Origin of the sequence: Enterococcus sp. AZ091, assembly GCF_051714805.1 — a bacterium.
Classification (GTDB): domain Bacteria; phylum Bacillota; class Bacilli; order Lactobacillales; family Enterococcaceae; genus Enterococcus_D; species Enterococcus_D gallinarum.
The window spans coordinates 2253440-2279034 of record NZ_JBIOSO010000001.1 but is presented as its reverse complement, the minus strand read 5'-3'; the positions used below and the strand labels follow the sequence as shown (position 1 = coordinate 2279034).

The window sequence follows — 25595 nt, the reverse complement described above, 5'->3', positions numbered from 1 at the left end:
CATGAAAAATGGGGGCTTTAAACTATGCTAACAATTGCTTATATTGGCAATGGAAAAAGCACTAATCGCTATCACTTGCCGTTTGCTACTAAATTATCCGACAAAATCCACGTAAAAACAATCTATTCCCGAGTGATTCGCGATACTTGGGCAAAACTTCCTGGAACGACCTACACAACAGATATCAACGATATCTATGATGATCCAGCGATTCAATTAGTCGTTGTGACTACTCCTAACCATCTGCATTTTGAAACTGCCAAGGATGCATTGCTTCACGGAAAGAATGTATTGCTAGAGAAACCTTTTACTGAAACGTATGCACAAGCTCAAGAACTTTTTGCTTTGGCTGCAGAAAAAGGACTGTTGATTCAATGTTATCAAAATCGCCGCTACGATTCTGACTTTCTGACTGTCCAAAAAGTTATTGAAAGTGGCGTTCTAGGGGATTTACTTGAAGTAGAAATGCACTATGACTATTATCGCCCCGAAATTCCAGAAAATACACAAGAATTCTCATTAAATAGTAGTTATCTTTATGGACATGCTTGTCATACCATCGATCAAGTGCTGTCTTATTTCGGCGAACCAGAGACATACCATTCAGAAGTTCGCCAACTTTTAGGTCCGAATCGCATGAACGATTATTTCGATCTGGAATTCTTCTATGGTCCTTTAAAGGTATCGATCAAATCAAGCTATTTCCGAATCAAAGAACGACCAAGCTTTGTCGTTTATGGTAAGAAAGGCATGTTTGTCAAACAAACCAAAGATCGCCAAGAAGAGCATTTAAAAATGTTTTATATGCCTGATCATGCGGACTTTGGAATTGATCTTCCTGAACATTATGGCTGTCTGACGTATTATGATGATGAAGGAATCTATCATGAGGGAAAAGTAGTTTCTGAAGTAGGAGACTATAGCCGTGTTTATGCCGGACTGTATGAAGCTATTATTAATGGAAAGCCTAAAACAGTCAAAGACGAAGAAACCCTAGTACAAATGAAGATTCTTGAAGACAGTATCCAAGCAGTTTATCCACGATAATTTCATTTCTGGTAATTCTCGTCAGAGAGCAGGCCAAAAGCCATCTGATTCTATTTTTTTAGAGACAGATGGCTTTTTTCAATTAGCGTTTTCTATTTTTTTGCTTAACAAAAGCGATATATTCTAAGATATCCGTGATTTCTTCCTCGGTCATATCTTTGATTTGATGGGCCACTCGCCGTTGATTTTCGTCATAATCCCATTCATCATAAGAAACGGATTCACCAATCAATAAAGGCAATGGGACTGAGAGTGCTTTTGCCAATTTTTTTGCAGTATCCACATGGGGTGTCTTACGCTTACCATTTTCAAAGCGGGAAATTTGCGCTGCACTGACTCCAGATTTCAAAGCCAACTGATTGACGCCGAGCTGTTTTTCTTCTCGGAATTTTTTTAGATTTTCGCCAAAACTCATACCAACGCCTCACTTTTTTCTTCTACTCTTTTCATCATAAAGTCAAAAGAAAACAAATGCGATGAAAAGCCAGCGACTTCTTCAAAAACTGTTGTTCCAAGGGAATTTTTCATTTATAATATTACCTATAGGAAATAAACGCTTAGGTTTTTCAATTGTCCGTTGCTTTTGTCTTCTACCCCCTGGAGGAAAATATGATTAGAAGAGATCGGATCTTATTATTTATTGATGCTTATCAGCAAGAACAGAAACGAGCACCATCTATTCGAGAAATTTGTGCCCATGAAGGAATCAAATCAACTTCTCTCATTCACCGTCATCTACTTCGGATGGAAAATAGAGGCCTAATCACGAGAGAAAAATTTCCAAAATCACGCACATTGCGTTTAACAGAAGCAGGAAATAACTATTTGACAGAGTTACAAAAATCAAGGTACGAGCAAGCGCTATAAGGTTAACGTGTCGAATAGGGATGCTCTCAAAATAAAAAAGCCTATGGCTTTTTTATTTTGGTGCTCGATAACCAGCAGCTTTGGCTTCCGCAATCGTTTTGAACCATTCTTTTGGATTTGTCGTCTGTTCATAGCCTCTCGTACCTGGCAGATGATAAATGCCATTTTTTGACCCTTTGATCAGACCATTTCCCTTCGCGTCTACATATTCTTTTTCATCTTCAGCAACATTCGATGTAGTATTTTTTGCCGAAGTGCTAGTCGCATCCGATGCTTCTTCAGAAAGCACACTTGTCCCATCTTGGTAATGGATCGTCACACCATCTTGAATATTGAATATATAAATATTGAAGCGGATCGTATTATCGCCAATCGATTGGGCTTGCATTTGAACGCCTCGTGCCACTAATTCATCACCGCGGTAAATAGGAGTCACCGAATAACGAACATAATGGCTGGGATCTTGTTCTAAATAGTATTTGATATCCATTTCATAGCGTAACATTTCGGGATTATTCAACTGTTGTGTACCTGTGATCAGATTTTTCCAGTTGGCATTTTCTCCCGCCAGAGCAAAGCCGATCAAATGAGTTCGATTATAAAGATAACCTTTTTTCAGCTTTTTATTGTGCCAGCCTGTAGGCGTGACACTAGAGATATCCCCGCGTTTTTCAGTAGGCATCAGGGATTGATTCAACATAGCTTCCGCAGAAGTGGCTCGATTTAAGTGATCGAGATCACCATATTTTTCCCATGCACCATTTTTTGTAGAGAGGGTATCTTGTGAGAAGGAGGGGACATTGTTGTTGATAGTAATGGTTTGTGTCCCTTGATACGTCAATGCAGCGAGATTATTTGCCGACTGGGTTTCTTTTGTATGCGAGTCTGATGCTTTAGAAGACTCTGACTGTTTCACCTGTATAGTAGATGAGTGTCCAGGTGATGAAGTGGGGTTCGGGTCTTTTTGGGTTTGCGTGTACAAGCTGATACCAAGTACAGCAGCAATCAAAAGACCACTGATTGTACCAAGAAGTTTCTTTGCCATGATTTTCTCCTAACATATGGTTTGCTCCTTTGTAAAATCGCGAGCGTAAGATGGGGTTGCGAGTTTCAATAAAGGAGGAAAAAATAAATATTCTGCTGCTATCATACCATTTTTTAAATAACAGTTGAAAAGAAAAAAACTTTTTTTACCAAATATTTCTTATATGAATAAATAGAAAAGAGAATATTATATAACGAATCATTCACAAAAGAACTAAGATTATTCACTAATGGGTAAAAATAAGGAGAGTGGTCAAAAGCTAATGAACATAGGGAAGATAGGGCAAGAATGGGGATCTCAGAAGAAGATAGGAAGGAACAACGATAATAGTAGAACAGTGATACAAGGGGAGGCTTATTGCTTAATGAGCGAGGAGCTATCTTGAAAAAATCGTAGAGGATGAAGAGAGTTTAAAGGGGACTGTCTATCGTGTGAGTTTCAGCTTTTTCGTTTTAGTGGTTTTGAAGCCATTGACAGGGGATATTCAACGCTCCATAGCATTTCTTGCGGCTCATCATTATTGAGCTATAAAAGAAAAGCTGGTCTGACAATCGCAAGAAATGCTATACTAGGGATACATCAATCGATGAATTTACTCACGAAAGGGGAAATGTCATATGAATACTTATAATGGACGTCAAGATCATGGAGGTTTCCCTTTATAGAGTGGCACCTCCAAACATAAATGGAGGAAATTCATGGAAAATCAAGGAATTGTTATCTTTCAAGCGAAAGATCTGGCAAAAGTAGTCTTGTCTTCAGGAGAAGAACGTTATGCCCGTGTCTCCGGAAAGTTTCGCCAGCAAGCAACAGCATTGAAAGACTATCCGATCGTAGGCGATCGGGTAATGGGGCATTGTTATGATCAAAATCAATTTTTGATTGATACCGTCTTGCCGCGAAAAAGTTTTTTACAGCGGAAAGTAGCTGGAAATCGACCAGACGAACAAGGAATCGCTGCTAATGTGACGACTGTCTTTCTTACAACAAGCGCCAATGAAGAGTTTAATCTCGCTCGCTTGGAGCGGTTCGTTACGATTGTTTGGAACAGTGGAGCCAATCCAGTCATTGTATTAACAAAAATCGATCAGATGGACACAACAGAAACAGAAGCAATCATCAACCAGCTGAAGCTGACATTCGCTTTGCCGGTTTTAGCTACCACCATCTACAAAGATGAGCGGACGCAATTCGAACCATTTTTGACGCCAGAAAGCATGGTAGCCTTTATTGGTTCTTCAGGGGTTGGTAAATCTTCTTTACTCAATCAATTACTAGGAGACGAACGGCAGACAACCAAAGCCATTCGTGAAGAAGATGGGCGTGGTCGTCACACTACCACGAGTAGACAGCTGTTCCGCTTGCCAAATGGGGCAATGGTCATCGATACTCCTGGCATGAGAGAAATCAGTTTGGAGACGGTTGCTGCTTCTTCATTAGATCGGCATTACCAGATGATTGAACTTTTAGCAGAAAAATGCCGCTTCAAAAATTGTCGTCATGAATCAGAGCCAAATTGTGCAGTCAAAGAAGCGTTAGCTTCTGGAGAACTCTCGCAAGATCTATTTAACCGTTACCGTAAAATGGAGAAAGAATTGGCCTATTTGAGACACAAAGAACACTTGCAAGCACGTAAAAAAAGAGAAAGATAGCAATACTAAAAGCGCTGTGACCTGAATGCTGTATACATTTTGACTCGTTTTCCTAATCACATTAAGAAAGGGAGGTACCAAAATGGGATTCCTGCAAAAGAGCCACAGCGCTTTTTTTAGACTGAATTTAAATAAAAAAATCCGTCGGACATGAATGCCCAACGGATCGAAGCAAACGATTTGCCCCTGCCAAGGTAGTCTCATTATACGTAATGGACCAATGAAACGCAATAATTATAGAATAGGACCACTTAAAAACTAACCTCGCAAAATTTTTTCAATTGTTTTTCCTCTGGCTAATTCATCAATCAATTTATCCAAGTATCGAATTTCTTGCATTAAAGGTTCCTTGATCTCTTCTACACGAACGCCGCAGATAACTCCTTTGATCATTTTTCTTTTCGGATTCAAGTCAGGCGCCTCTGCGAAGAAACGTTCCATTGAAACTTCTTCTGCTAATTGTCGGGACAGACCTTCTTTCGAATAACCAGTTAACCAAAAAATAATCTGATCCACTTCATCTCGGGTACGATTTTTGCGCTCCGCCTTCTGTACATAGAGGGGATAGACACTTGCAAAAGACATGGTGTATATGCGCGGATTTTCCATTTTTTACCTCCGTTGAAAATGTTTTCTTGATCTATAGTATACCATGAATAAAAAGAAGAATGATTGGTTGGTATCTCACAGAAAAAAGATCAGAGAATGATCTGTCGATCTTCTTCACGAAACCCATAGACCTTTTGCCGTTCTTCACCGTCCCAATAGAGCAAAGGCAAGTTCTTGTGCAACATTAAACTCGTATAAAGTTCTTTGATGGATAGTGGGGGACGATTAGGTTCAAAAAATAAAATCAAGTTCCCAGAAGCATCTTGTGCAATCGTCGTGAAAGGGACCAAGGTTCCCTTACGGCTTAAGTAAATTCCCTGATACTCTTGTTGTGTCGTTGTCGTTAATGCTGTCAGCAAATCCCGCGCTCTCATGAAAGAACCGCCTTTCCTCGTTGTTGAGACAATTGTTCGATGTCCATCATAATTTTCGTTTTCCCCCGAACAGCATATTTACGGACAATAAATTGCTTGCGCGCATTCCACTCGCCAACAGCCACCAAAGACATGCCTTCCGTGACATCTGCTAAAAAAGATAAGCTATGGCGATTGATCAAACAATTCGTCGTTCCTACTGTAAAACGGACGAGGGGAGAAGAAGTAAACGTCAGCAATCGAATCTTTGTCACTGTTCCTTTAATCGTTTGCATAGGGGAAACCTCCTTTAAAAAAAAATAGATTTGCACATTCCGTAAAAAACTTTCCGATTGTACGCTTGTCGTGGCTCATCGCCTACGATTCATTCATCCAGTGCGAACCATTTCGTCTCTTCGAAAAAGGAAATATGCCGGATCTCATCGTAATGTACTTTACGTCCATCAATATAAATGCCTAAAGAATCGTAGCTTTGGATCATGCCGACCACGTCAGGAGGGTAGAGACCGTCTTCATTGACTTCTTCACATTGGATCGCTACTGCTCGACTTTTGATCCTAGCTAAAGTCAACACTTCATTGATCTCTTCGCTAGTCATGGCTGGCTTTGCAGGCCACACAAAGTGACGCTGGCGCTCATCCTGTCCGACTTCTGTTGTATGTTCCGATAGAAAGAATCCCTGCCATTTTAATTTTTTTCGATCTTCGTAGGGTTGGAGCATGCCCATAAGAATCACCTCTCACCACTATAATACAAACATTCGTTCGCATTTGTAAAGCGAACAGTTCTTTAAATTTTGCCGCAAAAATAGATAAGAGTGAGGGCGATCTTAAACTCAAACAGGACAGGGATGGATGGATACACTTTTTTAATGACTTTTATCAGCAAAATCTTTTTCCCTCAACTCACATCAGGTCAGTAGTAAACCAACACGATAAAAAAACGCGTATCATAACAATATAAAAAAATAAAACAAAACAATCTATTTTATTTATATGTTGATAAGTAAAGATTATTGAATTAAACAAGAATTAAATTTACAATAAAAATAACGTACAAACCAATAAAAATAAAAAGGATGGAGAAATAATATTATATGATAACGCTTTATTGCAAAACTAATTGTATTCAATGCAAAAAGACAAAATTATTTTTAGACACTCATCGAATCCCATATATAGAAAAGAACATTGAAGAAAAAGAAGAATTTCGCGAAGAAGTGAAACTATACGGATTCCAGTCCGTACCAGTTTTAATCCCTAATGCCTCAACTGGTTCGAACCCGTGGTTTGGCTTTCGCCCAGATGAATTAAGAAAACTCAAACAGAAATGATCGTCGCAGCCGCCAGACACAACCACAGGAATGCATTTTATAACAATCGATCGCTATTTTTTGAAGTAAACTCAAGAATTGATTTTAAGGAAATTAACTCAGCTTAATCTGATACCTGATAAACTTATAAACGAAACATACACAGCAACAATTTTATGAAATCAAACAAATGAGTCACTTAGTAACAAACGAAAGATCTTAATGACGAGACCCAATCAAATGAAATCGATGTATTAAACTAGTGATCAGTGACAATACACCAAGACAATACATCAATTAGCAGCCAAATAAACACCAATGACAGGAAAATTGGCGAATCGTTGTTGATTTCAATATTCATAAGGGGAAAAAGACAGCGAGAGAGGGTCAAAATGCAAAAATCAAAAACATTTTGAACCGTCTTTTTCCAAATACAACTTTGTATAATATATATTATGTAAACTAAAATAAGTAATTTTTAAAGTTCTGAAAGAATCTGGTGAATTTACTTCTCCTCCCTCTGATTGAGCTGTATTTTTCCTTAAAAACAGCGATTTTTCTTAAAGTGAACCATTTTGAGTAAAAAATGAGTCTTTGCCGCGCAGATTGATGATTTTTATGTATTGAATGCCAGTATTGTACAGTTGGCTTCCTAAAACAAATTTTAGCGTGCTTCAGCTGCTTATTAGGATTTTTGATGCATGACTGATTGGTGATTTCAGTGATGATTGAACTGCAACCAAAATCTATGATTGTAGCTGCAGTTAGATTTCAGCTCCTGAGAGAAACTTTTCTTTATATGACTGATGACATAACTAACAATCATGTAAAATGATAACGGCTGATTAATTCCAAGTGGTTCATGACAGCAGCTTTCCGCAAAACACCCATACCTGGAAACTTATCCTTTTTGTATGCTTCAAGTAATAACTCTAAGCCTGATGTTTGAGTTGGATAGATTTCTTCATGTTGCAAAACTTGTGACATGAGCTGTAAAAACTTTTCTTTTTGAGTTTCTAATGATTCGTCCGAAACAAAATGAGTGATTCGCAACTTTTGCTGCTGATCAACAAATAGCCAGTGTAAAACAATTGTTTTAGAGGGATAACTATGTGCATAATAGATTTTGCTGTCGATAGAAAAATCACTATAGCCGGAAAATCCTTGCTGCTCGTAGTGTTGATAAACGGTTGGTAGCACTTCTTCTGGTACTTCCTGATAGAAGCTGTTTCTAGGAAGTCTAGTAAAAAAATCATGCATGAGAATCTTTGGTCCCTGGATTTTTTTCAATAAACGGAATTCTTGTCCAACTAAGATCGGTGTCTGATTTTTACTCCAGTCACTGGCCAACGCTGGAGCAGATTCATGAACAACCCAAAGGTCCGGCTGACAGTCAATGGTTTCAATTGGCTGATCGATGATATAGGCTTTAGCGTTAGGCAGTGTTTGTAATAAACGACTTCCTTCTTCCGTCAGAAAGTCCCCCGCCTGTGGATTGACGATAACAAAAAAAGGATGCGCTTTTTTCTGAAACAGCTCGACTGTATCCCAAAAAGTCTTGGATTGCCGGATAGGCTCAATGACGGGTTGAACTTCTAAAGACAGCTGTTCCATTTCTAATAGACTTTTTAATGCCAACAAGTCAAATTGTTTGCCGCGAAAATATGGATAATACATAGTGCTACTCCTTTTCTTGTGTCAAAAAACGCTGTTCCAATTCGAAATAAGCTTCTCGCGTTGCAGCCAGTTCTTCTTTTAGCGCTTCAATAGCTTGTAGCTGCGTATCTTCAATAAAACGGTCGTAGTAATTGACCCCGCCGCCAAATAAATCGTATTCTGGTTCCCTTTTCTTTAGTTCTTTGTACAATCGTTCCGTCGAGAAAACGCGCAAACCTCGTGCTGTTTGCTTGGCCTTCCCCACTTCTCGTGCTTGTGCAGAGATCAAACGATACAACAATGCGTTTTCGTTGACGAGTAAAGATTGCCGCTGCGGTTTTTTCTCGACACTAAAATAACCAGGGCTCCCCTTTTCTTGATCAGCAAATGCATGGTAAACCAATACACCGATGGCAGCAGGAATCTCTTCCTTGACCTTTACATATAATGCATGCGGCAAAACAAAATAATTATAATGCCCAATAAATGACAGCTTCGCTTTTGAACGAAAATCCGCCAGGCTGACTTTTAATTCATAACAGCGCCATTCAAACAAATTTTCTGGTGTTAAGCGACAACTTAGAGTATCAACGATTCCTTGATCGTCCGGCATGATTACCTCTTCGATGACGATATCACTGTTTTCGCGACAGTAATAATAAAGGGCTTCTTCCATTTCAAGAGTCAACGTAGTTTTCATCTGACTAGACCCTCCTATTCACAACTTTCTCTCATTATAAAACATATGTTCGCATTTGTGAATAGGTTTTATAATGCAGTCCTGATTCTCTCCTATTCTTTGATTTTAAAGGTCTTCGGCGCGAAGCGAATGATCAGTACATATCCGACAAAAACATAGAGTAATAAGACCATTGAGACAACGATCGAGTAAGCAAATCCAGAAACATGCAGGCGCAGGTTGATATAGCTGATCCAATACAATACTCCACTGACAAATTTGTAGACCGGATTGACCACTCTCATGTCCCCAGTAAAAGGTTGTAGCAAGTAATAGATAAATAATTCATGAAATGAGAACAATGCTGTCAAACTCGTCAATAATAAAAATAAGACCCCAATGAAATACCAGCTAGCTTGCAATCCATTTAGCAAGTCCCATAATAAGAAGCCGCCAAAAATACTTCCCGCAAAGACTCCGTTGTAAAACATTGATTTGATAAAACGATAATTAAACCCACTGAGGATCGTTTCTTTCTCCCGATAAAAAGGATAGTAAAGCATGGAGATGTCACAGTTAACAAAAACCATTTGGACGATTGCTTTTCCCAATGAACCAAAATACATAACTAAAAATAGCGCTGGCAGTAGTGCTGTCAGATCCTCTTCATTAGGATATGGAACAATCTTCAAAAAGGATAATAAAATCAATCCTAGAAATAGAATAGACACAATACCGACACGGTTCAGCAATTTTTTGCGCAACAGTTTACGGTATCTTTGAAAGAGCAATCCGTTGAGGTATTCTGATCCTTGCAAATGAGTGAGTGGCTTCTCCTGATCCAAAGAAAGTTTTTTCTGCATTTCAATCCCTTCATTGAGATATTGACTTGAATCTGAACTGATGGTTTCTAGCACACTAAATTGCTGATAGCTTTTTTCAACAGAATAAAGGAAAAAATCATTTTCTTGTGTAAAGTGTTTTAGGTAGTAAAAACAGCCAGTGCCGGCAATCAGAAAGAACGCCAAAAGTCCCAACCCGAATGTCATAGTTGGAATAATCTGTTGAAGCAATAAGCCGTAGAGCGACGCTAAAGTCAGCATAGATATGGCTAGTCGCCAACCGATGCGCCAGCCACTGCCCCATTGCTTTTGGAATCCCCAGCGAATTAGACTGGCAGCTGCCACACAAGCAAAGCCAGCACCAAAGATACCAACGAGGGTCAGCCAACTATTGCCAGCAAAAAAGCTGTACAACAAAAATGCTGGTAGATAATAAATAATGGATTGGAGCGTCTTAAAGAAAAGATTCATTCGCAAATACTGTCGTTTTGACACCATGAAGTAATCCGTGAATTCAATCGCTTTTTGATCTAATGTAAATGAGAACAAAGAAAAAAAATTGCTGGCTAGTGCAACGACCACTAGCCAAGTATAAAAACCAGCAATCATTATTTGTTCTTCAAACTGATCAAAAGAGCCAAATAAATTCTCCCAACCATGAAAAGCAACCAAGGCAATTGCATAATAAAAAAGCAGCCAAATAATTTTTGTGAAAAATGGCAAGATCAAGCGCAAGCTAAATAATACAGTAAAAAGCATTTTTTTGAGACCGTATTGCCCATAAAGATCATGGGGAAGATGTTTTCCAATCAAAGGAATTTTGGTCAAAAAATAGAGAAATCCATTCGCTTTCGTTGAAAAAATCGTCTCTTCATAAAGCCAATAAAGTTTAATCCATTGCAGCATCGGGCTCCCCCTCCGTCAGCAAAGTAACGATTTCTTTCTCAAAATCTGGTTCATGAATGTGAGAAGGATCAATCCCGGTCAATTGATGATTATTTAGTAGGACCACTTCATCACATAAATCTTGTGCAAGCTGTAAAATATGAGTGGAAAACAGTATGATCGAATCCTCTTTTGCTGATCGGATCATTTGTTTGATTTCATGGGCAGCTACAACATCGAAAGAGGTCAATGGTTCATCAAACAACATGATTGGTGGCTGCACCATCAAAGAAAGAAGCATTTGTACTTTGTTTTTCATGCCATGGGAATAATCTTTCATTAAACGATGCTGCTCTTCTGAAGAAATTCCTACAGACATTAAAAATTCTTCTGGAGAAAGCGACTGTTTGATGCGCTCCCGATTGACATCCATAAAAAAGCGCAAAAACTCAATCGCCGTCATAAAACCTGGCAGATGCGGTTGCGTGAATGTAAATCCGACATCTGTATTTTCATAGATTCGTTGATTGTCGTCTTCAACTAAATAAATACTCCCGCTATCAACGGTCATATTCCGAGCGATACATTGGAATAACGTCGTTTTCCCTGCCCCATTGCGCCCTAAAATACCATAGATTTTTCCGGTTTCAAATTGATAACTTGCCTGATCAAAAATTTGTTTCTTGTCAAAGCTTTTGGAAATAGCATTGATCTCTAAAAACAAAAAAACACCCCTTCTCTTTAAAAACAAAGATTATTAACTAGAGATCCCGCTTGCAAGGTTTTCTAAGTGAAACGATTTACGTTGGTAGCCGTCATCATCTTAGCAAGCAAGTGCAAACGAGACTCGTTCATTTTTTTCTCATCGATAGAACATTATCCTTTCACATCAACTTACTTCATGGCGATTGACGATTTCAGGCAACCGGCTCCTGTAGCCAAGCCAACAGCCTAGGACCACTGCAAACCAATTAGTAAATGCCATGCCCAAGGTATCACTGAAGAACCGCTATTCAGTAATCCAGCAGGCAACTGATAAAAACTGGCTAAAATCATGAAAGGCTCGTTCAAAAACAATCCCACCTAATGAATCGCCAATCTAAAAAGCCAAACCAATCCCGTTCAAGGAAAAAAGAGTCTCCTCGATAACCATCAAATGAAGCGATTGTCCTACTAAAAATCGGATCGTCACGGATTTTTCCCCTTCGGAAAAAAGGAATTGTTTGTAACATGAACGACTATATAGGAAAAAGATAACTGCCATGCCGATCCATAGAATACCGACCACCCCTAGGAAAATAAGGAGTAAAAAGAGCCAACTTTGAAAAGAACTGTCTTGTGAAGTCTGTTTTAAACGCCGTTCAAGAGCATACCAACGAAAAAAAGAATGTCCACTTTTCACAAAAAAATAAGAGCGAACTCACAAATGTAAATAGTCCATAACTCATCCACAATGTTCTTCTTCGAATGAAATAAGCTCCTGCAGTAGAGAAAGGATAGATATAACGCCAATTCAAAGTCATTGTTGTTCCTCCTTTGTGATCAGTTTAGCATACGAAGCAGAAATTGAAAACGTTCGTTTAATTTAGTTTACATATTCTTTTTATAAGAAACAAATAACATCCGCCTCCCACTTCTATGCAAGACGGATGTTATTTAAAAAGCAGCCGAATGAATCGTAATTTAGAAATAACGGCTGATCAGTGTTAGTAATTGTTTGGGAAATTCTTTAAGATTGCTGATATCGATATATCTTTCTGCGCCATAGATTTCTTTGATGACGTCTTTGTCTTGTCCGATGGCAGCGGACAAAAAGATGATTTCCTGGCGTTCATACTCTTTGATGACTGCTTGAATATCCGCTTTCGCCTTATTGCCCGTATAATCTGGCATCGCCTTTGGCTGACCATCACTAATCGTCAATAGTAATTTTGTCGTAGCAGATTGTTGGGAAAGTTTTTCAGCTAGTACCCGCAGCACTGCCCCATCACGATTGTTTTGTCGGGGTTGAAGAGACATCAGTTTTGCCGGCACATAATCAAAAGGTTCAGCAAATTCCTTATAAGAATAGAGAGAAGTCTTCTCTCGTACAGACAAATCGGCTGTGTCACCATAAATCATCAGCGGGAGATCTAGGCGCTGTGCAAACGCACTCACTGCGAGTGCAGCTTGTTGTGCAGCGGTGATCCGTCCCTCCCGTACCATGGACCCTGATTCATCGATTCGTAAAGCGATCGCTAATGAAGGCTGTTCATGAGGAGGATTTTTCTTATCAAATGTTCGAAAGTCGCCATAAGCAACACGACTTGCATCAAAGCGTGTCCCGCTATATTTTCCTTTGCCATAAGAAGAAGCTGCTTCATTTTCTAATAATTCAAGCAACTGTTTTGTTATTGTTTCAACCACCGGCAACAACGGTGCTAGAAGTTGTTGGGCTTTCTGAGAAGCATTTTCTTGGAGTTTTGGCCGATGCACAATCAATCCTTCTTTCGCATGGATAGATTGTTTTAGCGCTTGCCGCGCTTCTTGATTTGCTTGTTTTCTTACTTCTTTATCCAATTGCTTGAATTCTTCGATCGAAAGATGCTGACTGGAAGGTTCTTGAGCAGATTGTTCACTTCCTTCCTTTGTGTGTCCCTCATCAGACGAATGTTGGCTCTCTAAAGAGTCTCCATCTATAGTGTCTTGAGGCACCGCTTCCTGATCATCTTGGTTTGTTTCCTGTGTATCTAGCACCTCAGGTGTCTCCAGTGTCTCTGCTGTTTCTTCAGTACTAGCTGCTGTCCCCATCTGCAAGGATGCTTCTTCAATATTTCGCGCATCCGCCTCTTCAGCAGATACGATGCGTCCTTGTATTGGTTGTCGATGACTCATTTTCTGTCCTTGATACAAACGTCTTAGCTCTAAGAGCAATTCTGATTGATCGAGGGCTTCTTGCAGCAGGCGCAATTCGTCTGGATCTGTCGTTAACTTGTATAAGACTTTGACCGCTAACGTATTTAAAGGTGATTGCCCATTTTTAACCGTATTCAGCCAATAAAAATAAGACCGCATACCAGCCACACCCTTGATGGCATTTGCTCGTGCAGAAGTATCGAGAAGTCGAATAATCTCTGCCATTTTGCTAGCGATCGCTTGATCTTGAAAGCCGGTTTTAGCAAGTCCCCGTGCGACCATCACAGATAGTTCAGGAAGGTCCATTTTTTCCGCATGTTGCATCCGATCTCTAAGAGATTCATTCAATGGACGATTGCCCTGATAGTTCCGATTTGTTGTGATAATGACGACACAATCCAGATGGCGCCTGACAACGCCAGTTGGCAGATTCAGCATCCCATTTTGCTCCAATGCAGAGTTGAGAGCGACGAGTACCGAGGCATCCCGGATGACTGTTGGTTCTTGGATTTCTAATAGATACCCTTTTTCCATCGCACGAACGATTTCCGAAGGATAAAATTTATAATGAACGACATCGGTCGTATCTGTTTCTTCAATTCGTCGAATCAAGTCTGCTAATTTTTCTCGGGCACCCTCACTGGTGAGCGAATAGTGATCCGCAATCACTTGAATGACCTGATCTAAGCTATCACTCAAATAGATCGCTTCTAACAATTCACTGTCTTCTTCTTGATCTGTTGCTACGATCGGCAACAATGCACCAAAAACATCTGATTTATCCATATCAGCAAAACAGGTGATTTTGGTATAAGGCAATTGAAGATCATAGGAGAGAGCTTTGGCTAATTGTGTTTTTCCAGAGCCAGCATCTCCTTCCAATAAAACATTGAAAATCTTCATCTCTGGATCTTGCCAGTTTAGCTTGATTTCTTGAGCGATCCGCAGTTCTTCTTGACTTGTCTGATGACTCGCTGGTTTTTGCCAAATCATTTGCTGTTCTAATTTGCTGAACTGTCGACCTTCTGTCAAAGTAAAAGGGGTACGATTGATCCCCATGTAGATTCCTCCTTTCTTAATAGCCCAATTCGTTTAACAACCGATTTAAAATTCGAAAACGTTCGCCGATCAATTCACCATCTTTTTGCAAGGCATCATAGAACAATAGAATATCCTCATCAATTTTAGGATTGTCTGTATCAACTTCTACTGTCATCCGATTTCCTTGCAGTCCAATAATATCGATGAGTGGGTTTTCTGGATCATAAAACTTTTCATGACGATAGGCATCTTGAAAATAGAGGCTAGATTGCGCGACAAGGATCGCTAAGTCAAGAATCCGTGATAATGGGAGTTCTTCTGATTGACGAGACCACTTTTCCCCCGTGTGCCGCCATACTTTCCCTGAGATATCTACTTTTCCTCGATCATTCCATTGTGCCAGACCCAACGATAAGCCTTTCGCATCCGTATGAAGCGCATAGCGTCCATCTACTGTATCATAGTCTTCAACTTTGATGACGGGTTTGTGTTTTAAGTTTTCTGGTATTTTCATTTTCCATCCTCCTGTTTAGTAATTTACTAAAGTAGTAATTGGATTAAGTATAGTCAGTGTTAATCAGATAAACAAGCAAGATGCTTTTAAAGCAAAAAAAATACCCATGTGACCAGAAACTAGCAAAAGCGAACCCTTGACAAGCTTCTAAGTAACATAGGTATTTTTATAAAAATCAAATAATTGCATAGGAATAAATAACTCACTTTTATTATTGCGCTGCGATGGCAATCCCAATCGCTTTTTCACCCAAATGAGAACCAATCACAGGACCAAAATGCCCCACTTCGATTTCGGCATCAGGGTATTTCTTTTGCAGCTTTGCCTTTTCCTCTAAAGCCACAGACAAGTTATTGGCATGGATCACATAGAATTTCACTGGGTAAGCGATTTCTGATTCTCTTTGACCAATAATGTCTTCTGCGCGATTAAAAGCTTTTTTACTGGAACGAATCTTCTCATAAAGCACGATTTTTCCTTCGTCAAAAGTCAAGATCGGTTTGATTTTCAATAATCCGCCGATCAATGCAGCACCATTTGTTAAACGTCCACCTCGCACAAGATTGTTTAAGTCATCTACGATCAAATAAGCATACGTATTATCGCGGATGCGATCGATGTGGGTCACGATCTCTTCAATGGTTTTGCCTTGTTGGTTCAGATCCAACGCAGCTTCTACCATATGTCCCATTGGCATGCTGGTGATTTTAGAATCATAGGGAATAACCCGCGCGCCTTTGATATCATCTTTGATACCATATAACGTATTGATAAAGCCAGAAATGCCGCTAGAAAGGTGAATACTTAAGATCGTATCATAACCTTTCTGAGCAAGGGTTTCGTATAATGCAATCACTTCACCAAGGACAGGTTGAGAAGTTTTAGGAAATTCTTTACTTTTTTTCAGCAAAGAGTAATATTCATCTGGCTGAATGTCGATCCCTTCGTTATAGCTTTTTCCATCTAAAATAACAGGTATTGGGATAACGAACAAGTCAGCGTGATTCTGGATGCGTTCAGGCAAGTAAGCTGTACTATCAGTAACAACGGCTAATTTCATTTCTTTTCCTCGTTTCAACATATTTCAAACGTCATTAATAATATAGCATAAACCAGTAAGCTTTCAAAACTCTTTTCAAAAAGTTTTCAGTTAAACTTACTGATTTAAGAAACTTTCGATGGCTTGTTTATTGGTATCAAAGTTGATGACCAGCACACTTCCTGCTTCATAGGTTGAGCCATACTGCCATGAATCATCGACAGGAACAGTTAAGCGATCAATGCCCCCTGCGCCTTTGGCAATCGAAAATGTGTTTCTCAGCAAGAAGCTAACTGGCAGATTAGTAGAAGCATACCCTAGGACTTTCCCTGCTGCGTATGGCAATTTAACGATGGATAAAGGATTCTTCATGGCATTAAACACAGCATCCATCACTTGTTGTTGTCGACGCACACGCCCAAAGTCGCCTTCTTCATCCATACGGAACCGCGCATATTGCAATAATTCTAAACCGTTCATATTCTGTTGCCCTTTCTTGATAGGGACTTCAAGGTTTTTACTCATATCTTTCTCAGCGTTGATCGGTACACCACTAGGAAAAAGGGTGTCAATTACTTTTTCGAAAGATTGAAAGTCTACTTTGACATAATAATTCGTTTGGATTCCGAAATTTTCAGCTAACGTTTGCCGAACTAACTCTGCCCCGCCAAATGCATAAGCTGCATTGATCTTGTTTTCTCCATATCCCGGAATCGTGACTAGCGTATCCCGCATGAAAGAAAGCAGCTTCGGTTTCTTTGAAGGGCCATCCAATTGCAGCACCATGATCGTGTCTGCACGACCAGTTTCGCCTTTACGGCTGTCGCTTCCTAAAAGCAAAATATTTTTTGCTCCGTTCGCAGATGCTACACCATTAAACGTTTCCGTCTCTGAGACTTGTGCATCGCTTTTGGCCACCTGCTGCCCTGCCACAAAAGCCACGATCGAGTAAGCAAGTACAAACACTAGCACATACAGGATGAAACGCAAAATTGGCCGTTTCTTACGTTTAGCTTCTTTTGATTTTACTTTCTGCTCTTGTTTCGCTGGCTTCTTGTTAACTGACTGACCATTGTTGCCGAAATCCTTTTGTTTACCAAAGGATTTTGACTTGGTTTTTTTGCCAGTTAATAGATTCGGCCGCTGAAGGGTTGTTTTTTTTGATGAATGATTGCCAGAAGACCGCTTCTGACTTGTTTGGTCGTTCTCCCTTTGTTGTGCAAAATCGTTTTCTGCTGAATATTCTTCTTCCTTTTGAGGTCTTCTCACAGATTTTGTTTCTCGACGAGCAAAGATCGTTTCTTTATGAGCAGCTCGTTGCTCTTTTTTCGCTAATTGTTCATGCAATTTTTTGTTGCGGTCCATTCGACTCATAGGACAGTTTCCTCCAAATAAAAAAAGCTTTTCTTTCTTATAAGAATACCTTACGAAAAAAAGAAAGAAAGCTATTTTTTTAAATTTTAAGATTTTCCTAGCAACTTTTTGATAGAAAGATGAAAAGCGGCTCATAAAATCTTGCTTGCTCTGTAACGTTCAACTTGAAAACCATTTCGTTGGTAAAAATCAGCCACTTGGTTTTTGGTCCAGAAATTCAGAGTGAGGGTTGCAAACTGCTTTTCTCGAGCAAAATCTGCGGCATGGGTTAATAAGGCTTCACCGACCCCTTGCTTCTGGTACGCATTTTCAACCGATAACGCTTCGATCTCAAGTCGACGTTGAGAGACCATCAGCGGTGTATCCGATAACTCAATCTCTTTTAGATGAATAAATCCGCAAGGTTGTTTTTGCCAGGCTACAAAAAAATGATGCGTTTCTGTGGCAAGCAAATCCTGTAACAAGTCGCGGAATGCCTCGTAGTCAAAGGATTTGAAAACGTTAGGTATCAATTGATGATGGACCTCTTGAACACTTTGATAAAGTTTAGCTAATAAATCAGCGTCCTCGCAAGGAATGATTTTCCTCTCTTTCATTTCCTTCACCTATTTTCTTCACAGCATACGTACCTAGAAGATGGACATTACAATTTAACATCCTGATTTCTTCTAAGGCATTCTCAACCAAGGCCCAAGGCTGATTTAGCACTAAATCTATCACAAAAAAATATTCCCCTAGACTCGTTTTTAATGGTCGGGATTCGATTTTGCTCAAGTCAATGCCGCGCCAGCCAAAAGCGGCCAAAATCTGATGCAGACTACCTGGTCGATTGGTAGGCAAGGTCACATAGATCGTGGCTTTCGTTGCCTTATCATGGAAAACGCTCGATTCGTTTGTGTCTTTTTGCAAGATCCAAAAACGAGTTTGGTTGCTAGTCGTATCCTGGATATTTTTTTCCTGAATGAATAGACCATAAGCATGGGCTGCTTCTTTGGAAGCAATGGCTGCTACCGACTCCGCTGGATGCTCTGCGACAAAGACGGCAGCAGCAGTCGTCGATGCCACCGCTTCAATAGGAACATCTGGAAAGTTATGTTGCAAAAACTCCGCACATTGGGCCAAAGCCTGTGGATGAGAAATGATTTTGGAAATCGGCTGTCCTGACAGAATGGTCAGCAGCTGATGGTTGATAGGCAAAATCACTTCTTGTTCAATAATTAGTTCCTTTTGTCGGAAAAGTGTATCGATTGTCGCATGAACCGAACCCTCTAATGAATTTTCATTGGGGACTACCGCTCGTTGGATGTCCCCTGCTACTAATGCTTGAATACATAATGGGATCGATCCAAAAGGAACCATTTCTTCATTTAAAAAAGATTCACAGGCGGCTCGATAAGTGAAGGAGTTTTTTGGGCCTAGATAACCAATCTTCATTTATTCACCTGCTTTTTGAATGATTTCAGTCACGATCTCTGCTGGAGATTTGCGGGTGGTATCGATCACTACTGTCGCACTTTCTTCGTATAGTGGCATTCTTGGACGATAAATATCAATGATTTCTGCCGGCGATTTCGAAACGACAAGCGGACGAATATTGACCGTATCCTTTTTCAACCGATCGAGCAATTCTTCTGGCTCCGTTTTTAAATAGACGACTTTCGGAAATTGCTGCAATAGTTGCCGATTTTCTTCTTTTAGGATGATGCCGCCACCAGTAGAGATCACTTGATCAAGTATTAATGAATGAGTCAAAATCTCCGTTTCTTTTTCTCGAAAAGCGGCTTCCCCATAACGATCAAAATAGTCTTGGATCGTCATGCCGATCGATTCAACGATCAGATCGTCAAAATCAACATGTGCCAACTGTAATCGTTCTGCTAACAAGCGACCAATAGTTGTTTTACCAGCACCCATAAAACCGATCAAAACGATTCCTTTCATTCAACATCACCTCCAGTTAATTGGCGGAGATCCTCAAAGAAGTGGGGGTAGGAGACCGCTACTGCTTCCGCTTGTTCTAATTCCACATCTTCTTGCGTCAATAAAGCAGCTACTTGCAGCATCATACCAATTCGATGATCGCCGCGACTGGACACGTTGCCACCATGAAGGGGTGTCGGACCATTAATAATCAGTCCATCTTCCGTTGCCGTGATATCTGCTCCCAGTTTCGTTAATTCTTCTGCGGTCGCATCGATTCGGTTCGTCTCTTTGACTTTCAATTCTTCAGCATCACGAATCACCGTTTGGCCGACAGCTTGTGTAGCTAACAAAGCGATGATTGGTAATTCATCAATGAGTCTAGGAATGATCGCGCCTTGGATTTCGATTCCTTTTAATACAGAAGAACGAATAGTAATCGTAGCTGATTGATTGTTCTGATCGATCGCTGTCAGTGAAATCTGAGCACCCATTTGTTCCAGCACATCTAAAATTCCTGTTCGCGTCGGGTTAATCCCAACATTTTCTAGCGTGATTTCACTATTGGGTAAAACAGCTCCTGCGGTTAAGAAAAAAGCAGCTGAAGAAATATCACCTGGTACAATCACTTCTTGTCCAACAAAGGATTGAGGACCTGTAATTTGAATCTCCTTTCCTTTAACCGTGATCTCGCCGCCAAATTGACGAATCATTTCTTCCGTATGGTTGCGGCTCGGTTCTTTCTCGACGATTCGGGAGGTACCCTGTGCTTGCAATGCGGCAAAAAGTAACGCTGATTTGACTTGTGCACTAGCAACAGGCATAGAATAATCGATTGGGCTTAAATCGCGTGTACCTTGAATAGTAATCGGTGGAAACTCACTTTCATTGCTGCTGTTAAGTCTCGCACCCATTTGATTCAATGGCAACATCACTCGATTCATTGGTCGCTGATTCAACGAATCATCCCCCAGTAAAGTAGTCGTGAAAGGTTGACCGGCTAAAATACCCATCATTAAACGAATCGTTGTGCCTGAATTTCCTACATCAATCGGACGGTCAGCAGCTTTCAAACCGCCAAACCCTTGACCAGTGATCGTGATCGTCTCGCCGTCATCTTGAATGGGGATTCCCAATTCTTGAAAAGCGTGAAGGGTACTAAGACAATCTTCCCCTCTTAAAAAATTACGAACCGTCGTCGTCCCTTCTGCTAATGCACCAAACATGATGCTGCGGTGAGAAATAGATTTATCTGAAGGGACTGTCAGTGTGCCTCTTAGGTGGTTAGCTTTAAGTAGTTTCATCATTGTTCTCCTATTTTATCCGACATTGATAGGTCGTATTTTCAGTGATCAGCTGCTGGGCTTGCTCCAGCTCTTTTTGACTTTTGAAAGAAATCTGCAAGACACCAAGTATATCTTCACGCGTCTCTAAAATTTTTAAATTGATCAATGAGAGATTGCCCGTGCTTAACAGCTGGGTGACCTCTGCTACCACACCCGGATGATCCGGAACATCGATCAATAGATCATAGAACGCTGGAATTGCTCCAGTTTGGTGGATAGGTAAATGGTCTCTTGTTTCTTTAGCATCTTCAAAAAAACGGAATATTGCTTTTTCATCTTTGGTCAGCAACCACTGTGATACTTGCTCCATTTGTTTTTGCCAGGTTGCGATTAGCTGCAAAAGCTCCTGTCGATTACTTAATAAAATATCCGTCCACATGCGGGGATCGGAAGAAGCAATGCGAGTGATGTCCCGAAACCCTCCTGCGGCTAGTTGCTGAGCCCTAGGCTGTGATTGATTAAACGTATTCGCCTGATTGACTAACCCGGAAGCAATAATATGAGGTAAATGACTTAGCATTCCAGTGATTTGATCATGCTCGTTTGGTGTCAATTCGACGTATTTTGCTCTGGTCCCTTGAAACAATCGCTGCAGTTCATTCATGCGGTTGCTAGTAGTCGGGGTGAAAATGTAGTAGGCATTTTCGAATAAATTCTCATCTGCTGCTAAAATACCCGATTTATGAGAGCCAGCCATAGGATGACCGCCAATAAAATCAAAGGAGAATTGCTGCGCAAATTGAACAATCTCTGCTTTTGTACTACCAGTATCCGTTACTAAGACATTTGACTTTAAAGTTACTCTTCCCAATTCAGCCAAATAAGCTTTCGTGATCTCCACTGGAAGTGCCAAAATGATGATATCTGATTGGATCGCTCCTTCAGTAAATGAAGCTGGCACGAAGTCAACAATCTGTGACTGTATGGCAATTTCATTGGTCGATTCACAATGATCCCAACCAATCAGATAGCTGTCAGCAACAGCTTTTTTGATGCATTTTGCCAACGAAGCACCGATCAATCCTAGACCAGCGATCATGATTTTTTGTGACATTGGAATGTCCCTCGTTTCCTTTTTCTCAAGATATTTTTTTAGTAGTGGGATAAACTCCACTACTTTTAGTAATGAATTTTAGTAATGAAGCAAGTAGTCACGGTATTCTTGGACAGCTGTTTGTAATTCTTCAAAGGAGTCACTCGGAAATTTTTCGAGTATTTCATTGGCTACTACTGTAGCAACGACATTTTCACAAACCACACTGGCTGCAGGAACTGCCGTACTATCTGAACGTTCAACACTTGCTTTGTAGGGCTCTTTGCTATCGATATCAACGCTTTGCAACGGTTTGTATAATGTTGGAATGGGCTTCATCACTCCACGAACGACAATCGGTTCTCCATTTGTCATGCCTCCTTCAAATCCGCCCAAATTATTGCTGCGACGCGTGTATCCTTTTTGCTGATCCCAGAGGATTTCATCCATCACTTGCGAACCGGGTAAGACTCCTGCTTCAAATCCGACACCAAATTCAGCACCTTTAAATGCATTGATACTAACCACGGCCTGCGCAATTTTGGCATCCAATTTTTTATCCCACTGCACATAACTGCCTAGACCAGCGGGGACACCCCCGATTAGAACTTCTACGACGCCACCAATCGTATCCCCATTTCTCTTGGTTTGGTCGATCAATTGCTTGATTTCTTCTTCGACAGAAGGATCCAACACCCGAACTTCAGATGCTTCGGAGCGCTCGGCAATTTCTTGAACAGTCAAACCATCAGGAATAGCTGCTTTGATGCCGCCAAGCATTGTCACATGGCCAGCCACTTCAATCCCTAATTCCTTTAAGATTTTTTTGGCAATTGCACCAATGGCCACTCGCATCGTTGTTTCCCGCGCAGAGGAACGCTCTAAGACGTTTCGCAAATCCTGATGACGGTATTTCATGCCTCCAACCAAGTCTGCATGTCCTGGTCTAGGCCGAGCCACTCGTCGTAATTTCCGATCTTTTTCAGGAACTTCCTCGATTGCCATCACTTTCGTCCAATTTTTCCAGTCTTTATTTTCCACAACCAATGTCACAGGCGACCCTAATGTTTTTCCATGTCGGATGCCGGAAGTAATACGGACTTGGTCTTTTTCAATCAGCATGCGACCGCCGCGGCCATAACCCGTTTGTCTTCTCGCTAGTTCGTGATTGATATCTGCTGCTGTTAAGGGTAATCCCGCTGGTAGACCTTCAATAATTGCGGTCAATTCAGGTCCGTGGGATTCACCTGCTGTAATATAACGCATCATCCGTCGCTTCCTCTCTTTTTTATAAATAATTTTTGATTTCTTCTGTAGGGATCGTAACGATCTTCGCTTGACCGATTTTTTCTAACAAAATAATCTTCAATTGGTTTCCTCGGGTCTTTTTATCATGAGTGATCGCTTGATACAACTGATCTTTGTCAACCGATTCTGACTGAGTAGGCAAATGAAACTTGCTGATCATTTCTATTAATTGGGCCGTAGTTCCTTTTGGAGATAATCCGATGGACTCCGCGTGTTGGGTGATCATCACCATGCCGATTGCTACTCCTGCACCATGGCTGATTTCAAACGCTGCTGTTTTTTCTAGCCCATGTCCGATGGTATGGCCGAAATTCAACATCAAGCGACTGCCATGATCGAAAGGGTCTTCCTCGACAACTTTTCGTTTGACCGTTAAAGCCGCGGTGATCACTTGTTCTGCATGGTCCAATAATGCCGTCTCATCTTGCAATTCGGCTAGTTTTTGCCATAACTGGTCATCAGCGATTGCTGCCGACTTAATGATCTCTGCAATTCCTTCTTGTACGCGATAAAGTGGTAATGATCGTAAAAGTTCTGGATCGATCAAAACACCAGCGGGTTGGGCAAAGGTTCCAACCAAATTTTTAGCATTTCCAGTATTGACAGCTGTTTTGCCGCCAATACTAGAATCTACTTGCGCCAATAAAGTCGTGGGGATCTGAAGAAAATGGATTCCTCGCATATAGGTCGAAGCCACGAAACCTGCTAAATCACCGATTACTCCGCCGCCCAGCGCAATTATTCCATCGCTTCGGGTCAGCCCAAGTTCTGCTAAACGATCATAAAGAATCGTCGCTTGCTCAAGAGACTTGCTCTTTTCTCCCGCTGGAACAACAAGTAATTTTGCTGCAAATCCTTCATGAGTAAGCGCATCAATAATGACTTGTCCATAGATTGGGGAAACGTTACTATCCGTAATCACTGCGATCCTTTGAGGTTGCCAAAGTCCTTTGACCCATTTCCCTACTTCTTGAAAGGCACCTCGTTGAATGACAATATCATACGAATGTTCTGCTAAATTTATGTGTAACATCAAATGGTACACTCCTTTTTTTAGACTTCACAATGACTTGATTTCTTCTGAAATAGCTGTCACTCTCAACTGAAAAACGACGATTATTTTTGCAGTGCTTTGATTTCTTTCATCGCTTTTTCCATGATATGGACTTCATTCATCATATTCATGTAGGTTTTTTCGTTCAATGATTGAGGACCATCAGACCAAGCATTTGCCGGATCTGGATGGATCTCAACGATCATGCCGTCTGCGCCCGCAGCAACCCCAGCTCTAGCCATTGGCGGAACTAGATCCCAGATACCCGTCCCATGACTAGGATCAACGATAATTGGGAAATGACTCAACTTTTTGATGATCGGTACAGCACTAAGGTCGAATGTATTCCGCGTTGCTGTTTCGTATGTTCGAATTCCCCGCTCAATGAAGATCACTTCACTTTTATCTTGAACAGCAATGTATTCTGCAGCATTCAACCATTCATCAATTGTTCCTGAAATTCCCCGCTTCAATCCAATAGGTTTTCCTGTTTTACCGACAGCCGCTAATAGTTTGAAATTCTGCATGTTACGAGCACCGATTTGCAAAATATCGCTGTATTCCGCAACCATATCGATATGTCCTTCGTCCATTACTTCAGTGATGACTTTCATCCCTGTTTCATCGGCAGCTTGACGGATGTATTTCAGCCCTTCTTCTTCCAGACCTTGGAAAGCGTAAGGAGAGGTCCGAGGTTTGAAAGCACCTCCTCGTAAGATTTGAGCACCGCCAGCTTTGGCGATCCGTGCACATTCACGGATTTGTTCTAATCCTTCGATCGAACATGGGCCAGCCATTGTTACGAAATGTCCATCTCCGATTTTGACACCATCAACATCAACTACCGTGTCCTGCGGATGAAATTCCCGCGAAGTCAATTTATATGTATTGGAAATACGAATTGCGTCTTCTACACCATCGTAGCTGCGAAAAGCGACATCTTGGATCAGACGCGTATCTCCTTTAAGTCCAATGACGATTTGTTCCTTCCCTTGATTGACCTGTACATCTAATCCTTCTTTTTTGATTCGTTTCACAACAACTTCTACTTGTTCTGCCGTGGCATTTGGTTTCATAATTACGATCATTTTTTCTTCCTACCT

At 40.7% G+C, this 25595-nt stretch carries 26 protein-coding genes; 4 read left to right on the top strand and 22 right to left on the bottom strand.

Translation table 11 applies throughout. From position 1 onward, the window contains the following. The first annotated feature begins 24 nt into the window (after positions 1–24). Positions 25–1047, top strand: coding sequence for a Gfo/Idh/MocA family oxidoreductase (locus IGJ28_RS11285; protein ID WP_252711968.1), 1023 nt, complete (start codon positions 25–27; stop codon positions 1045–1047). Between the two features lie 82 nt (positions 1048–1129). On the opposite strand, the gene IGJ28_RS11280 is transcribed toward IGJ28_RS11285, so the two are convergent. Beyond that, positions 1130–1462: a helix-turn-helix domain-containing protein gene (locus tag IGJ28_RS11280; RefSeq protein ID WP_003126562.1), complete on the bottom strand. Its 333-nt coding sequence runs from the start codon at positions 1460–1462 to the stop codon at positions 1130–1132. A 194-nt stretch (positions 1463–1656) separates the two neighbouring features. On the opposite strand from IGJ28_RS11280, the gene IGJ28_RS11275 reads away from it, so the two are divergent. Then, positions 1657–1914, top strand: coding sequence for a LexA family protein (locus IGJ28_RS11275; protein WP_103300856.1), 258 nt, complete (start codon positions 1657–1659; stop codon positions 1912–1914). Between the two features lie 52 nt (positions 1915–1966). On the opposite strand, the gene IGJ28_RS11270 is transcribed toward IGJ28_RS11275, so the two are convergent. After that, the gene (locus IGJ28_RS11270) at positions 1967–2959 is read right to left on the bottom strand and encodes a DNA/RNA non-specific endonuclease (RefSeq protein WP_113849691.1); all 993 of its coding nucleotides are present in this window, start codon (positions 2957–2959) and stop codon (positions 1967–1969) included. 698 nt (positions 2960–3657) lie between these two features. On the opposite strand from IGJ28_RS11270, the gene rsgA reads away from it, so the two are divergent. Then, the gene (rsgA, locus tag IGJ28_RS11265) at positions 3658–4611 is read left to right on the top strand and encodes a ribosome small subunit-dependent GTPase A (protein ID WP_208774409.1); all 954 of its coding nucleotides are present in this window, start codon (positions 3658–3660) and stop codon (positions 4609–4611) included. 258 nt (positions 4612–4869) lie between these two features. Here the strand turns inward: rsgA and IGJ28_RS11260 are convergent, their stop codons facing one another. From IGJ28_RS11260 to IGJ28_RS11245, 4 genes are all read right to left on the bottom strand, one after another. Beyond that, positions 4870–5220, bottom strand: coding sequence for a DUF2200 domain-containing protein (locus IGJ28_RS11260; protein ID WP_252711969.1), 351 nt, complete (start codon positions 5218–5220; stop codon positions 4870–4872). Positions 5221–5309: 89 nt separating this feature from the next. Beyond that, positions 5310–5594, bottom strand: coding sequence for a hypothetical protein (locus IGJ28_RS11255; protein WP_252711970.1), 285 nt, complete (start codon positions 5592–5594; stop codon positions 5310–5312). After that, positions 5591–5869: a hypothetical protein gene (locus IGJ28_RS11250; protein ID WP_005473132.1), complete on the bottom strand. Its 279-nt coding sequence runs from the start codon at positions 5867–5869 to the stop codon at positions 5591–5593. The genes IGJ28_RS11255 and IGJ28_RS11250 overlap by 4 nt, the downstream gene beginning before the upstream one ends. 89 nt (positions 5870–5958) lie before the next feature. Beyond that, the gene (locus tag IGJ28_RS11245; RefSeq protein WP_029486803.1) at positions 5959–6321 is read right to left on the bottom strand and encodes a hypothetical protein; all 363 of its coding nucleotides are present in this window, start codon (positions 6319–6321) and stop codon (positions 5959–5961) included. 369 nt (positions 6322–6690) lie between these two features. Here IGJ28_RS11245 and IGJ28_RS11240 point away from each other — a divergent pair, with 369 nt between their 5' ends. Continuing rightward, positions 6691–6927, top strand: a complete 237-nt coding sequence (locus IGJ28_RS11240; RefSeq protein ID WP_252711971.1) for a glutaredoxin domain-containing protein — start codon at positions 6691–6693, stop codon at positions 6925–6927. Between the two features lie 801 nt (positions 6928–7728). Here the strand turns inward: IGJ28_RS11240 and IGJ28_RS11235 are convergent. The 16 genes from IGJ28_RS11235 to aroF form a co-directional block, all read right to left on the bottom strand. Further along, complete coding sequence (locus tag IGJ28_RS11235) at positions 7729–8583, bottom strand: sce7725 family protein (RefSeq protein WP_103300861.1); 855 nt, start codon at positions 8581–8583, stop codon at positions 7729–7731. Positions 8584–8587: 4 nt separating this feature from the next. Next, complete coding sequence (locus tag IGJ28_RS11230) at positions 8588–9262, bottom strand: hypothetical protein (RefSeq protein WP_021149701.1); 675 nt, start codon at positions 9260–9262, stop codon at positions 8588–8590. A 92-nt stretch (positions 9263–9354) separates the two neighbouring features. After that, positions 9355–10989, bottom strand: coding sequence for a hypothetical protein (locus tag IGJ28_RS11225; protein ID WP_252711972.1), 1635 nt, complete (start codon positions 10987–10989; stop codon positions 9355–9357). Then, on the bottom strand, positions 10973–11692 hold the full coding sequence (locus IGJ28_RS11220; RefSeq protein ID WP_252711973.1) for an ABC transporter ATP-binding protein: 720 nt from the start codon (positions 11690–11692) through the stop codon (positions 10973–10975). Before IGJ28_RS11220 ends, IGJ28_RS11225 begins: the two co-directional genes overlap by 17 nt. Before the next feature lie 959 nt (positions 11693–12651). Next, a complete protein-coding gene (locus tag IGJ28_RS11215; protein ID WP_438845400.1) occupies positions 12652–14922 on the bottom strand; it encodes an AAA family ATPase in 2271 nt (756 codons plus the stop codon). 16 nt (positions 14923–14938) lie between these two features. After that, complete coding sequence (locus IGJ28_RS11210; protein ID WP_113849696.1) at positions 14939–15418, bottom strand: DUF6530 family protein; 480 nt, start codon at positions 15416–15418, stop codon at positions 14939–14941. A gap of 211 nt (positions 15419–15629) precedes the next feature. After that, the gene (locus tag IGJ28_RS11205; protein WP_252711975.1) at positions 15630–16478 is read right to left on the bottom strand and encodes a DegV family protein; all 849 of its coding nucleotides are present in this window, start codon (positions 16476–16478) and stop codon (positions 15630–15632) included. A 96-nt stretch (positions 16479–16574) separates the two neighbouring features. Beyond that, positions 16575–17831 (bottom strand): LCP family protein, encoded by a 1257-nt coding sequence (locus tag IGJ28_RS11200; RefSeq protein ID WP_252711976.1) that lies wholly within the window; start codon positions 17829–17831, stop codon positions 16575–16577. Positions 17832–17962: 131 nt separating this feature from the next. After that, on the bottom strand, positions 17963–18427 hold the full coding sequence (locus tag IGJ28_RS11195; protein WP_252711977.1) for a GNAT family N-acetyltransferase: 465 nt from the start codon (positions 18425–18427) through the stop codon (positions 17963–17965). Then, complete coding sequence (gene pheA, locus IGJ28_RS11190) at positions 18390–19265, bottom strand: prephenate dehydratase (protein WP_252711978.1); 876 nt, start codon at positions 19263–19265, stop codon at positions 18390–18392. Before pheA ends, IGJ28_RS11195 begins: the two co-directional genes overlap by 38 nt. Continuing rightward, entirely contained in the window at positions 19266–19772 is a 507-nt protein-coding gene (locus IGJ28_RS11185) for a shikimate kinase (protein WP_103300868.1), read from the bottom strand. Then, positions 19769–21055: a 3-phosphoshikimate 1-carboxyvinyltransferase gene (aroA, locus tag IGJ28_RS11180; protein WP_252711979.1), complete on the bottom strand. Its 1287-nt coding sequence runs from the start codon at positions 21053–21055 to the stop codon at positions 19769–19771. Before aroA ends, IGJ28_RS11185 begins: the two co-directional genes overlap by 4 nt. Positions 21056–21065: 10 nt before the next feature. Then, positions 21066–22151 (bottom strand): prephenate dehydrogenase, encoded by a 1086-nt coding sequence (locus IGJ28_RS11175; protein WP_113849701.1) that lies wholly within the window; start codon positions 22149–22151, stop codon positions 21066–21068. Between the two features lie 78 nt (positions 22152–22229). Next, complete coding sequence (aroC, locus tag IGJ28_RS11170) at positions 22230–23396, bottom strand: chorismate synthase (protein WP_060814365.1); 1167 nt, start codon at positions 23394–23396, stop codon at positions 22230–22232. A 22-nt stretch (positions 23397–23418) separates the two neighbouring features. Then, positions 23419–24471: a 3-dehydroquinate synthase gene (gene aroB / locus IGJ28_RS11165; RefSeq protein ID WP_103300870.1), complete on the bottom strand. Its 1053-nt coding sequence runs from the start codon at positions 24469–24471 to the stop codon at positions 23419–23421. An 83-nt stretch (positions 24472–24554) separates the two neighbouring features. Continuing rightward, complete coding sequence (aroF, locus tag IGJ28_RS11160; protein ID WP_003126590.1) at positions 24555–25580, bottom strand: 3-deoxy-7-phosphoheptulonate synthase; 1026 nt, start codon at positions 25578–25580, stop codon at positions 24555–24557. Positions 25581–25595: the final 15 nt, after the last annotated feature.